Origin of the sequence: Olsenella sp. HMSC062G07, assembly GCF_001811895.1 — a bacterium.
Taxonomy (GTDB): domain Bacteria; phylum Actinomycetota; class Coriobacteriia; order Coriobacteriales; family Atopobiaceae; genus Olsenella_F; species Olsenella_F massiliensis.
In genome coordinates, this window is the sequence record NZ_KV806951.1 from 639,585 (window position 1) to 651,638 (window position 12,054).

The following is a 12,054-nucleotide window of genomic DNA, read 5'->3' on the forward strand; positions in this document are numbered from 1 at the left end:
GGCGCCCCTGCCTAACCCATCCACTCCCGAAAGGAGCGCACCGTGTCTCTGAGCAGCTCAACCTCGCGCCTCGCGACGAACGACCCCCAAAGGGACGAGACCATCCCCGCGGAGGGGCACACGAGGGAGCCTTCGGCGGACTCTGACGAGCTCGCCGAGCAGGCCGGGCCCGCCGACGTCCCGTCAGGCGTCGCGGAGCCCGCCTCGTCGGACGAGGTGTCCGTCGATGACGAGGACCTCGATTCGGAGGACTCCCTGACCTTCTCCAACGGCGTCATCGAGAAGATCGTCGCCATCGCCATGCATGACGTGCCGGGCGTCATCGGCATGAAGGGCAGCTGGCTCAACCGCGTCCAGGACGTCCTGGGCGCCTCGGACGCGCGCAAGGGCGTGTCGGTGGAGGTCACCCCCGACGCCTCGGTCCGCGTCAACATCAGCGTCCTCATCAAGTACGGCGCCTACGCCCCCCAGGTCTTCGAGGACGTCAAGAAGGCCGTCGTGCGCGAGGTCTCCGGCATGACCGGCCTGTCCGTGGCGGGCGTCAACCTGCGCATCGAGGACGTGCTCACGCCGGAGGAGTACGAGCATGGCACGAGCGAGCAGGCGGCGCTCGAGCCCGCCGAGCCCGAGGCGATCGGCGGCGCGACGGCGCCCCGGCTGACGGGCAAGACGGAGGCATAGCCCATGGGCCTGAGGTCCAGCCTCGCGATAACGGCAGGGCGCCTCACGCGCTGGGGGCTCTCAAAGGTCCTGCGCCGCAACGCCTCGCAGCTTCCCGGCCGCGTCGCGCTCGCTCTCGACCCCACGCTCATGGGCCGTCTCGCCGAGCGGGCAACCTGGGGTTCCGTGGTCGTCTGCGGCACAAACGGCAAGACCACCACGAACAACCTCATCGCCGACGCCCTCGAGGCGGGCGGCAGGTCGGTGCTGTGCAACCGCATCGGGGCCAACATGGCACCGGGCGTCGTGTCGGCGCTGCTCACCGCGCGCTCCGCCGACGTGGCCGTCATCGAGGCGGACGAGCTGTCAACCGTGCGGATCCTTCCCAGCCTGAGGCCGCGCTATCTCGTGCTGCTCAACCTCTTCCGCGACCAGCTCGACCGCGCCGGCGAGATTGACCACGTCCAGGACGTGATCGTGCGGGCCCTGTCCCTCTCGCCCCAGACAGCGCTCGTCATCAACGGCGACGACCCCCTCTGCGCGGCCGTGGCCCGTCGCGCCCACGAGGCCGGCACCCGCGTCCTGGCCTTTGGCATCGACGAGGACCTCCACCTGAGCGCCGACCGCGTTCCCGAGGCGCGCTTCTGCCCCGCGTGCGGCGCCGAGCTGGAGTACGCCTTCAGGAGCTACGCCCAGCTGGGGAGCTATCGTTGCCCTCGCTGCGACTTTCGTCGCCCCGCGCTTGACGTCGCTGCCCGGGCGGTGACGGTGGGTCGGGAGGGCGTCGCGTTTGACCTCGTCATGCCCTCGCGACCGACCCGGCACCTTCACGCCGGCTTTGGCGGGACCTACATGGTCTACAACCTGCTGGCCGTCTGCGCGGCGGTGTCGCTCGTCGGAGGAGGCGTGGACGACGTGCAGCGGGCCCTGGAGCGCTACCGCCCGCAGAACGGCCGCCTTCAGCACTTTGACGTGGGGGGTCGCGAGGTCATCCTCAACCTGGCCAAGAACCCCACCGGCCTCAACCAGAACCTGAGCCTGCTTGCCGCCGACGACCGCGAGAAGGCGGTCTTCGTGGTCGTCAACGACAACCCCAACGACGGGACGGACGTCTCGTGGGTCTGGGATGTGGACTTTGAGCGCCTGCTCGACCAGCGGGTTTCTCGCGTCCACGTTGGCGGGACACGAGCTAACGACGTGCAGGTGCGCCTCAAGTACGCCGGCATCAAGGCCGAGGTCGCGCGCGGCGTCACCGAGGTGGTGGGGCGCCTGGGAGACCTTCCCGTCTCGGTGCCCCTCTACGTCCTCACTAACTATTCGGCGCTCGCCGGCGCGAAGGCGGAGCTGACCAGGCTGGGAGGCGATCGATGAGCGCGGGCATCACGGCGGGGGCCCGTCGCGGGCTCAGGATAGCGCATCTCTTTCCCGAGCTGCTCAACCTCTACGGCGACTCGGGCAACATGCTCGTGCTCAAGAGGCGCCTCGCCTGGCGCGGGCTCGGCTGCGACGTCGTCGAGGTGTCCCTGGGGGAGTCCCTGAGCTTTTCCGACGTGGACATCGTGTTCATGGGGGGAGGGACCGACCGCGAGCAGCGAATCGTCTGCGAGAGGCTCCTGAGCTGGCGCGGCGAGATCGCCTCGTACGTGGCCGACGGCGGCGTGCTTGTCGCCGTCTGCGGAGGCTATCAGCTGCTGGGCCATTACTACCAGCTCGGTGGCGAGAAGGTCCGGGGCCTGGGCCTGGTGGACCTGTACACCGACCGCGCCGAGCCGCGCCTCATCGGCAACGTCGCCGTGCGCAGCCGCGTCAGTCCCCAGCCCATCGTGGGCTACGAGAACCATGGGGGCCGCACGCACCTGGGACCTGGCGTGGAGCCCCTCGGCACGGTGGCCTATGGCTTTGGCAACGACGGCAGCTCGGGCCAGGAGGGCTGCCTGTCCAACAACGTGCTGGGCACCTATGTTCACGGCCCGCTCCTGCCCAAGAACCCGGGCGTCGCCGATTATCTGCTGTCGCGCGCGCTCGAGCGCAAGTATGGTCAGGGGAGTCTCGAGCCCCTCGATGATGGCGAGGAGCTTGCCGCGAACAAGGTCATGTATGACAGAATGATGGCGGGCGCCGTCCCCGTGCGGTAAGGCGGTCGGCACGAATCGAAGGGAGAGATCGTCTCATGCTGAAGGTCATCGTATTCGGTAGTCTGAACATGGACCTGTCCATGGAGTGCGAGGGCATTCCCATGCTGGGAGACTCGCTGCGCGGGACGGGGTTCCTCTCGACCTCGGGAGGCAAGGGCGGCAACGAGGCCGTCGCCGCGGCGCGCATGGGTGCCGAGACCTACATGGTGGGCAAGGTGGGCAACGACCATAACGGCCGCAAGCTCACGAGCGACCTCACCATCCATGGCGTGTCCGTGAGCAACGTGAGCGTGACGGCACGTGCCGCCACGGGCGTCTCGCTCGTGCTGCGCAGCGGCAAGGACCGCGCGGTGGTCACCGACCCGGTGCCAACGAGAAGATCTCCTACAGCGAGGTGCGTGCCGCCATCCACGGCCTGGGCCAGCATCGCAACGTCCTTCTCATGTCGCTGGGACCCGGCCTGCCCGTGGTGCTCGAGTCGCTCGCCTGCGCCAAGCGCAACGGTCTCTACACCATTCTGCGCGCCTCGGTGAACGCCGGCGAGACTTTGCCTGACGAGGCCTACAAGGACCTTGACCTGCTGGTGGTCAACCGCACGGACTGCCGCGCCCTGTCGGGGATCTGGCCCGTGGACGACGAGGCAGCCGAGAAGGCCCTGCAGTTCTTCTACGGCAAGGGCGTGCGCAACTGCATCATCACGCTCAAGGACCGCGGCTCCGTGACCCTTGCCGACGGCAAGTTCTTCAAGGTCGAGGGGTATGACGTCCAGATTGTGGACGCGTCGTGCGCGGGTGACAGCTACGTGGGCGAGATCGCCGCCCACATCGCGGACGGCGGGACGATCGTCTCGAGCATGAAGCTGGCGAGCGCGGCGGCGGCCATCGCCATCACGCGCCTGGGGGCGCAGTCCTCCATCCCCAGCTGGTATGAGGTGCAGGACTTCGTCAAGGCGCACGAGGCGAAGGCGTAGCCGCTCTGGTGCTCGCGACACAACGAACAGGCGACTCGCCTTTCGGCGGACGGCGGGAGCGGACCGCGCGCGCGTCGGGGACCATCTGGTACCTCCAGTGGCTGCGCGCCTTGGGCGCGCTCGCCATCGTGCTGCTCCATGCCTACGTCGCGCTGAGCCTCGAGCCGACGTTGTCGGGACTGGCCCCTTCGCTGCTGCGCTGCGAGGAGCTGGCGAGCATCCCCCTGACGCGCTGGGCCGTCCCCTGCTTCCTCATGATGAGCGGGGCGCTCATGCTCGACGCGAACCGACCCATGCCACCTGGCAAGCTCCTGTCGCACGTCTGGCGCGTCGTCTTCGTGCTCATGACGTTTGGCCTGCTCTTCTGCCTGATGGAGGCAACGTGGGAGGCGGGCGGCCTTGACGCGGACGTCGTTCGCGCGGCCCTCGTCAACCTGCTGAGCGGCCGTTCCTGGGACCACCTGTGGTACCTGTACGCGACGCTGGGGCTCTACCTCGTCACGCCGGTCCTGCGCGCAATCGCTCGTCACCAGACGACCGTGGGGCTGTCCCTGCTGACGGGCGTGCTGTGGCTTGCGTGCTGCGGGCCCGCGACCCTGGGGCTCATGGGCGTCGACGTCCCCGTGGCAGCCTCGCTCGCACGGCTTGTGGGCTGGGCGTTTCCGCTTCCGTACTACCTGGCGGGACACGTCCTCCATCGTCTGGGCGACGAGGGCGCCTTCGGGGACGAGGCGCGCGGCGCCCCTGCGGGCGGGGCGTGGGCGGCCCTGCTCTGCCTCGGCCTGGGCGCCCTCGTCCTCGTCGAGTGGCTCGCTGCCACGCTCGGGCTGGGAGCGCTCTGCCTTCCCGAGCATCTTGCCATCCTGCCCTTCGGCGCGCTCGTCTTCGTCGGCGCGCGTCGCGTCGTGGGAGCGCCGACGAGCGTCCCGTCCTGGGTGCGCATCGTCGCGGATCACAGCTTTGGCATCTATGTGATCCACCCGCTCTTCTCGCATCTCTTGCTGCTCTCGCGCGCCGTCGTGGAACTTGTGGCCACGGCGGGCGTCGGGGGCGTCATCCTGCTTCAGCTGGTCATCGTCGCCGCGGGCGTTGGCGGATCGATCGCTGTCACGCGCCTCTGTCGCAGGCTGCCCGGCTTTGCCGGCACGCTTTGACAGGTCTCATCCAGCCCTGACAGGCCGTCCAGCCCGTAGTGCTAGCTGGCCTCGGAGCGCGCGTGGGCGTCGGGCGGCAGGCGGCGGCCGGACGGGGTCGCCGCCACGGCGTCCCCGGGCGCCTTGCGCGCGTCCGGTTTGATGGTCGCCTCCGGCTCGCGCACGTAGATGAAGAGGTAGAACCAGCTGATGACCCAGATGAGAGAGGTCACCACGCTCACGGCGGCGGCGACGACGCCAGGATAGCGCACGACCCTCCAGGTGAGGACCACGAAGGCGACGAGGGCGAGCACCCCCAGGCTCACGCGCCACATGATCCTGTTCTTGTCCTGGCGGCGCATGATGGGGCGGCGGGTCTTCTTCTCGGGCTCGTTGAGCTTGGCGATGAGCCATCGGTATAGCCTCGATTCGCGCACGAGCCGCCCAAAGCCGGGAAAGGCGTGGGAGAGGCAGATGACGGCGAGGACCCAGAAGGGGATGGCGGGAAGGACGGGGAAGATCGCCCCGATGACGGCGAGGATGACGCAGCCGACGGCCCCGACGCCATAGAGGACGCGAGTCTTTACGTCGAGCGGCTCCTCGTCCACGAAGTCAAGGTCGAGGAAGGGATACCTGTTGTTGGTCTTCCTGTGGGCGCGGCGCCCCTCGACGTGCAGGTTGAGCCTGCCGTGCTTGCGCTTGCGAGTGACCTTCACGCATCTCTCCTTCGTATGGCGGCGTCTGCCTGCGGGCGCCCTAAGCCAGCGGCGCCAAGGGCCCCATAAGGCTTGTGCCCCACGCGCGACGTTTTCGGGCAGATGTTCCGCCCGCTTTTCGGACGCATGCCCCGCCCGCCGCCGCCGACCTCGAAAACGTCACGACTATGCTCCATAGACGTTGGAGTAGGCGGTCTTGGCGCTGACGCCGTCGAGGGCGCCGATGGCGCCTGCGAGCCCCGCGATGACGTCCTGGGGTGCGTCCACGGCGACGCTGATGACATTGACGCCGCGCGCGTGGTAGGGAAGTCCCATGCGTCCGATGACGTAGTCGGCATGCTCGTGCAGCAGCTCGTTGAGCGTCGGGACGGACGCGGGGTTCTCGACGATGATGGCGATGAGTGCGACCCTGGAGGGCATGGCGTGTTCCTTCGCGTGCTGTCTTCGTGCTCGGTCGTCGCGTGCTGTCGTTGGGACGTCCCTAGCCTAGCGCGTCGCGGGGGTGACGGACAATCCCCTCCGGGCGATTGACGTAGAATCTCTAGCCACGAGCGTGGGTGCGGCCTCGGGCGGCCGCCTGCCAAGGGAGCGATGCATGGACGACGAGATGAGCGAGCGCGAGGTGACACAGGCGGGCGACCCGTCCCGACCGACAGGGGCCTGTGGGTCGCGGATGCTGCGGCGCATGAACAGGAGCCACGCCGCCCTGACCAACTGGGCCCTTGACCTCTTACCCTGGCGTCCGGGCCTGCGAGCCCTTGACGTCGGGTGCGGCGGGGGCGCCACGATGCGACGGATTCTCGACCGCATCGCACGGGCGGGCGCAGGCGCGGGGGAGGGGCAGGGTCACGTGAGCGGGGTGGACTATTCGAGCGTGTCCTGCGCCGAGTCGCGCGCGTTCAACGAGGCCGCCCTCCGCGCGGGGCTTATGGACGTGACGGAGGCCTCCGTTGACCGGCTGCCCTTTCCCGATGCCAGCTTTGACGTGGTGACCACGGTGGAGAGCTTCTACTTCTGGCCCGACCCCGCGCGGGACCTGCGCGAGGTGCGCCGGGTTCTCAGGCCGCGCGGTCGGTTCCTGTTGGTCTGCGACGTCTACCGCCGGGACGACCTTCCTGACGAGACCCTCGCCAACATCAGGGAGCACGACCTTACGGTCCTGGAACCCTGGGAGTACCGCAACCTGCTTCTGGCGGCGGGCTTCTCCTCGGCCGTCGCGCACCTGAAGGAGGAAACCAGCTGGATTGCCGTCGAGGGGGTTTGCTAGGCGGGTCCGCTGGCTCGACCGGCCCATGATTCCAGCGCGCGCAACACCGAAGCGATGACATCTAAGTGCGTTTGTATAAGATTTTATGCCTGCGACGTTTTGTCGACAGGCGCTTGGGGTATCAGAGTGGGCGGACCATGAACGTTGGCGAAAGGGGACACGCGTCACATGAAGCAGTTCAAGACCGAGAGCAAGAAGTTGCTCGACCTAATGATCAACTCCATCTACACCAATCGCGAGATCTTCCTGCGCGAGCTCATCTCCAACGCCTCGGATGCCCTGGACAAGCTGAGCTTCGAGGCCATCAAGGACCCCGCCCTGGGCATCGACCAGTCGAGCCTGGCCATCAGCCTCTCGTTTGACAAGGACGCCCGCACCGTCACGGTCAGCGACAACGGCATCGGCATGACGGCCGAGGAGCTGGAGAAGAACCTCGGCACGATCGCGCACTCGGGATCCGAGGCGTTCAAGGAGGCCAACGCCGAACACCAGGGCGACGCCATCGACATCATCGGCCAGTTTGGCGTGGGCTTCTACTCCAGCTTCATGGTAGCCGAGAGGGTCCGCGTGGTGAGTCGCGCCCTGGGGGCGTCGTCTGCCAGCGCCTGGGAGTCTGACGGCGTCAAGGGCTATACCGTCGCCGCCGCGCGGGACGACGAGCGTCCCGGCGCCGACGACCATGGCACCGACGTGACGCTCGTCCTGCGCCCGTCTACCGAGGGCGACGACACCGACCGCTTCCTCTCGGAGTGGGGCCTGCGCGACCTGGTGCGCCGCTACTCCAACTATGTGCGCCACCCCATCCGGATGATGGTCACCAAGAGTCGGCAGAAGCCCAAGCCCGAGGACGCCGGTGACGACTGGAAGCCCGAGTACGAGCAGTACGAGGAGCTCGAAACGCTTAACTCCATGACGCCCATCTGGAAGAGGCGCCAGAGCGAGGTCAAGCAGGAGGACTACGACGAGTTCTACCAGACGAGCTTCCATGACTGGGCCGACCCCGCGCGCACCATCAGCTTTCACGCCGAGGGCGCCCTGTCGTACGACGCGCTGCTCTTCATTCCCAGCCAGCGCCCCTTTGACCTCTACAGCAAGGACTTCGAGAAGGGGCTGGCGCTCTACAGCTCCAACGTCCTCATTCAGGAGAAGTGCGCCGACCTTGTGCCGGATCACTACAACTTCGTGCGCGGCGTCGTTGACAGCCCTGACGTGACGCTCAACATCTCGCGTGAGACCCTCCAGCAGAACTCGCAGCTCAGGGCCATCGCCCGGCGCATCGAGAAGAAGATCGGCTCGGAGCTTGCCGCCCTGCGCGACGACGACCGCGAGGCCTATGAGAAGTTCTTCGACAACTTTGGGCGCAGCCTCAAGTTTGGTATCTACAGCTCCTACGGCTCCAAGGCGTCCGAGCTCGCTGACCTTTTGCTCTTCTGGTCGGCCAAGGAGGGCAGGCTCGTGACCCTCAAGGAGTACGCCGCCGCCATGCCCGAGGGTCAGGACAAGATCTACTTCGCCGCCGGCGACTCACGCGAGCGCCTCGAGAAGGTGCCGGCCGTCACCTCGGCGCTGGCCCATGGGCATGACGTGCTCCTCTGCACGCAGGACGTGGACGAGTTCATGTTCCAGGCCATGCGCAGCTACCATCAGGACGCCGTCGCCGGCGACTCCGAGCACGCGGGCACGGACGAGCGCGACCTTGAGCTGGCCAACGTCGCCAACGCCGACCTGGACTTTGCCACCGAGGACGAGAAGGCCGAGGCCAAGAAGGCCACAAGCGAGCATCAGGAACTGTTCGACGAGCTCAAGGAGGACCTGGGCGAGCGCGTGAGCTCGGTGCGCATCGCCGCGGGTCTGGGGGACGCCCCCGCCACCATCGCCGCCGAGGGGCCCGTGTCGCTCGAGATGGAGCGCGTCATCAGCCAGGGGCCCGACGCCGACCAGGCTCCCAAGGCCAAGCGCGTCCTGCAGCTCAATGCCGCGCACCCGGTGTTCGGCAAGCTCGTCGCCGCCAAGGACGCGGGCGACGCCGATCGTCTCAAGCTGTTAGGGTCCATCCTGTACGATCAGGCGCTGCTGGTGGAGGGCCTGCCGATCGAGGATCCCATCGAGTTCGCCAAGAACGTCACCAAGCTGATGTAGCGCGTGTCATGTCTTGGCAAGTTGCGTGTGAAAACTTGGTTTCGTGCCGTCAGCGCACAGGGCTTTCAGCTACATTTTTCATAAGGTCACACCATTTTCGCACGAGCTTGGACGTGACAGACCGAGTGATTGGATGGGAACATGCGTAAGGTCAAGACTTTTGAGGGCAAGCGTCGCACCTTCGACACGGACAAGTCCACTGAGCTTGCCAGGCGCAGCTTTGGCCAGTTTGGCGATCCTGCGGGCTACGAGGAGACGCTGTATCAGACCAAGCAGGGCCTGTACTTCGTCGTGGGCGTCGGCGGGCCTGACTCGCCCTATCCCGCTCAGGACCTCAAGCCCGTCACCAAGGACGAGGCGGCCGCCTTCGAGGCGTAGCAGCCGACACGGCCTCATCGACGCACGACGCTTGGACCGCCAGCTGAAGCTGGCGGTCCTGCGTTTGCGGACATTGACCAGAGCATGCGCGGGCCAGGTCAGGGCTCGCGAAACGCGCGGGCAGGGCGCGCAGGTTAGGCCGTGAACATGTTTCTCTCGGAAAACTCAGCCTGGACCGTCCGGAACATGAGGTCCACGTCCTCAAGGCCAAGGTGGGTCTCCTTCTGGTGCCTCTTGAGGGTTCCGCGCCTGAGCGCCCAGCTTTCCAGGGCCGCAGGACGCGAGTCGTGGGGGAGGGTCTTGTACTCGGGGTCAATGCGCCGGCAGATGTCGCGGGTGTCAATGGGCACGACGCGCCCCGCCTTGCGCGCCTCGGCGTAGCCGTCTATCTGCAGCATGAACCACGAGTCCTCGAAGCTTGCGTTGTGGGCCATGTAGGGGTACATCTCCAAGGCCGCGAGGATGGCCCGCTGCATCTTCTTGTTCTGGCGCAGGGGCCTCTTGCCCTCAAGGTCCTCCCAGCTGATGTGATGCACGAAGGCCAGGGGCACGCCCTTGTCGGCATAGATGTCGGGGATGCCGCAGTAGCCGCTGAAGGGGTGCTCGGGCTTGGCCTTGGGCGAGAGGTCCATGAACTCCAGGCCCACGTTGATGATGTAGCCGCGCGCGGGGTCGCGGTCGGTGGTCTCGATGTCGATGCCGCAGACCGTGCCCGAGACGGGCCGCTCGGTGTAGGCGATGCCCAGGTCGGCGCAGGCCACCCCAGCGGAGCGACGCACCTCGTCCGCGCTGCGGTGCTGCAGGGCCGCCACGCCGCGCACGAGATCGTCGTCGGAGAGCTTGCGCGCAAGCGTCGCGGGCGCCACGTCGCGCAGCCGCTCGATGCCAAAGCTGTCGCAGCTCGCACGATTGCGGTCCGCGAGGTTACGGACGAGGTCAAACGAGAAGGTCTCCTGTCCGGAGGGGGCCGCCATCCAGGCAGACATGAGAAGACCGATGGCCTCCTCATTGCGCTCGCGCTCGGCGATGAGGGTCTCGTCATCGGTGAGGAAGCCGGGAAAGACGAAAGCGCTCGCGTGCTCGATTGCCTGGGAAAGGTTCATGTTCCTGCCTTTGCTTGCGCGTCGGTGGGCAAGAGGGATTTCGGCCCTTACGCCCGCCTGCTGGGTACCAGATACTCCAGTGTAGGGCGTTTGGGGCGGCACGACTGGCGGAAATCGCCCATGGTGGGTCAGCGACAATCTTGGCGCCGGCCCGAGGAGCATCTTGAAGTTCAGCCCGGCGAGCATCAGCCCGGAGGTTATCAATGACCGGCAAGTGGGTTTCTTGTCATTATTCTTACGTTTTCCCAGGATGCAAAAAAATAATGCCAACATCGAGCACTGTCGGTCAGTAACGTGCGACGCATCGGGACGGCCTAAACGAGAGATTCGAGGCGCACGGCAGAACGTTGCGTGAACTGCGCGCGTGTATTCATCCGTTGCGTCTTGGATACGCATCCAGTCAGCATTACTCTGTCTTTTGAGCCATTTTTGGCCAAAAAAGGCCGAGTTGTGCTGACTTTTTCTGAGGCCATCACATAGCGAAGGAATAAACTTCCCAAAAACATGCAACGAAGCCCCGTCAGCTCGGAACACCGCGTCCGGCGTGCGCCGATTGGGCTGGGCGACGCGGCGCGGCGCGACTGGCTAGGGGCGCGCCTACGTCCGCACTAGCTTGAACGGCTCGTCAGCGGCCCTGACTGCGGTTCCCAGATGCCGCCGAGCGCGCGCTGTGCCGCCAGGATGGCGTCGCAAAACACGTTGCCATGGGGGACCGAGGCCCGCACGAGTCGACCGTCCCGGTAGGCAAGAAGCCGGTTGCGGGGAACGGGTTTCCAGGCGTTGCGCTCGCCCTCGCCGCCAAGTGGCGTCGTGGCGAACATCGTTGCGGATGTCCTGCCGTCAACGCCTGCGACCTCGCGATAGTGCAGGGTGGGCTCGTCGGTGTTGGTGTGGACGAAGGTGAACTGTCCGTCATCCAGGATGAGGTTGAGCTTGTTGAGGTTGCCCAGCTGGCCTATGGCCTCGCTCAGGGCGTCAAAGGTCTTCTCAAAGCCCAGGGACCCCTCGTTGCGCAGCGACGCCTCGTCAAGCACGTCCAAAAGAAACAGCAGCGTCCGCTCCGAGTCCGTCTGGCCTGTGGTACGACGCTCATAACCCCAGAGCATGCCCTCGTTGAGCAGGACCCCGTTGTGAACCATGGCCCAGGTGCGTCCCGTGACGTCCATGCCAACAAAGGGATGGCAGTTCTCTCTCGAGAGGGTCGCGCAGGTTGCCTTGCGGATGTGGGCCAGAAGGTGCCGCGCCGTCAGAGGGCTCGAGACAAGCTCGCGAGCGAGGGCGGACGACGACGCCTCCACGGGCTCGCGCCAGCGCAGAAGCAGGCCGTGCTCGTCGTTGGCGATGGTCTCGCGACCGCGGACGTCAGGCGCGTCCGCAAGACAATCCGCGCGCAGCGCGACGCCCCAGCCGTGAGGATTTTGGACGCCATGGCCAAAGAACTCCGTCAGATATCCATTGGCGCGAACATCCCTGCGCCCGTTGATGGCAAATAGCTCGCACATGCGCTTCCTCCCTTCCGGCCATTGTACGGCGGTGAGCGCGCCCATGCGTAA

Annotated in this window: 13 protein-coding genes; 9 read left to right on the top strand and 4 right to left on the bottom strand. The window is 66.5% G+C overall.

Annotated features, from left to right (window positions below; translation table 11 throughout):
* Window positions 1-42 precede the first annotated feature (42 nt).
* The 6 genes from HMPREF2826_RS06035 to HMPREF2826_RS06055 are packed head-to-tail and all read left to right on the top strand — an operon-like array spanning window position 43 to window position 4,919.
* The gene (locus tag HMPREF2826_RS06035; RefSeq protein WP_371440575.1) at window positions 43-681 is read left to right on the top strand and encodes an Asp23/Gls24 family envelope stress response protein; all 639 of its coding nucleotides are present in this window, start codon (window positions 43-45) and stop codon (window positions 679-681) included.
* A gap of 3 nt (window positions 682-684) precedes the next feature.
* Complete coding sequence (locus tag HMPREF2826_RS06040) at window positions 685-2,031, top strand: MurT ligase domain-containing protein (RefSeq protein WP_070640158.1); 1,347 nt, start codon at window positions 685-687, stop codon at window positions 2,029-2,031.
* Window positions 2,028-2,795, top strand: a complete 768-nt coding sequence (locus HMPREF2826_RS06045; protein ID WP_070640161.1) for a type 1 glutamine amidotransferase — start codon at window positions 2,028-2,030, stop codon at window positions 2,793-2,795. The genes HMPREF2826_RS06040 and HMPREF2826_RS06045 overlap by 4 nt, the downstream gene beginning before the upstream one ends.
* A gap of 35 nt (window positions 2,796-2,830) precedes the next feature.
* Window positions 2,831-3,328, top strand: a complete 498-nt coding sequence (locus tag HMPREF2826_RS09735; protein ID WP_256388670.1) for a PfkB family carbohydrate kinase — start codon at window positions 2,831-2,833, stop codon at window positions 3,326-3,328.
* Window positions 3,238-3,765, top strand: a complete 528-nt coding sequence (locus HMPREF2826_RS09740; RefSeq protein ID WP_256388671.1) for a PfkB family carbohydrate kinase — start codon at window positions 3,238-3,240, stop codon at window positions 3,763-3,765. The genes HMPREF2826_RS09735 and HMPREF2826_RS09740 overlap by 91 nt, the downstream gene beginning before the upstream one ends.
* A gap of 8 nt (window positions 3,766-3,773) precedes the next feature.
* Window positions 3,774-4,919 (top strand): acyltransferase, encoded by a 1,146-nt coding sequence (locus HMPREF2826_RS06055; RefSeq protein WP_070640164.1) that lies wholly within the window; start codon window positions 3,774-3,776, stop codon window positions 4,917-4,919.
* Between the two features lie 41 nt (window positions 4,920-4,960).
* Here the strand turns inward: HMPREF2826_RS06055 and HMPREF2826_RS06060 are convergent, their stop codons facing one another.
* Both HMPREF2826_RS06060 and HMPREF2826_RS06065 read right to left on the bottom strand, forming a co-directional pair.
* The gene (locus tag HMPREF2826_RS06060) at window positions 4,961-5,614 is read right to left on the bottom strand and encodes a DUF454 family protein (protein WP_070640167.1); all 654 of its coding nucleotides are present in this window, start codon (window positions 5,612-5,614) and stop codon (window positions 4,961-4,963) included.
* 165 nt (window positions 5,615-5,779) lie between these two features.
* Complete coding sequence (locus tag HMPREF2826_RS06065) at window positions 5,780-6,034, bottom strand: TM1266 family iron-only hydrogenase system putative regulator (protein WP_058269937.1); 255 nt, start codon at window positions 6,032-6,034, stop codon at window positions 5,780-5,782.
* Between the two features lie 175 nt (window positions 6,035-6,209).
* On the opposite strand from HMPREF2826_RS06065, the gene HMPREF2826_RS06070 reads away from it, so the two are divergent.
* The 3 genes from HMPREF2826_RS06070 to HMPREF2826_RS06080 all read left to right on the top strand — a co-directional run bounded on the left by HMPREF2826_RS06070 (window position 6,210) and on the right by HMPREF2826_RS06080 (window position 9,398).
* Complete coding sequence (locus tag HMPREF2826_RS06070) at window positions 6,210-6,881, top strand: class I SAM-dependent methyltransferase (RefSeq protein WP_070640170.1); 672 nt, start codon at window positions 6,210-6,212, stop codon at window positions 6,879-6,881.
* Window positions 6,882-7,049: 168 nt separating this feature from the next.
* Window positions 7,050-9,020, top strand: a complete 1,971-nt coding sequence (gene htpG / locus HMPREF2826_RS06075; protein ID WP_070640173.1) for a molecular chaperone HtpG — start codon at window positions 7,050-7,052, stop codon at window positions 9,018-9,020.
* A gap of 141 nt (window positions 9,021-9,161) precedes the next feature.
* A complete protein-coding gene (locus tag HMPREF2826_RS06080; RefSeq protein ID WP_058269934.1) occupies window positions 9,162-9,398 on the top strand; it encodes a hypothetical protein in 237 nt (78 codons plus the stop codon).
* 134 nt (window positions 9,399-9,532) lie between these two features.
* Here HMPREF2826_RS06080 and HMPREF2826_RS06085 read toward each other — a convergent pair whose 3' ends face one another.
* Together HMPREF2826_RS06085 and HMPREF2826_RS06090 are read right to left on the bottom strand one after the other, a co-directional pair.
* On the bottom strand, window positions 9,533-10,501 hold the full coding sequence (locus tag HMPREF2826_RS06085) for a 3'-5' exonuclease (RefSeq protein ID WP_070640176.1): 969 nt from the start codon (window positions 10,499-10,501) through the stop codon (window positions 9,533-9,535).
* Between the two features lie 608 nt (window positions 10,502-11,109).
* Window positions 11,110-12,003: a class II glutamine amidotransferase gene (locus HMPREF2826_RS06090; RefSeq protein WP_070640179.1), complete on the bottom strand. Its 894-nt coding sequence runs from the start codon at window positions 12,001-12,003 to the stop codon at window positions 11,110-11,112.
* Between the last annotated feature and the right edge of the window lie 51 nt (window positions 12,004-12,054).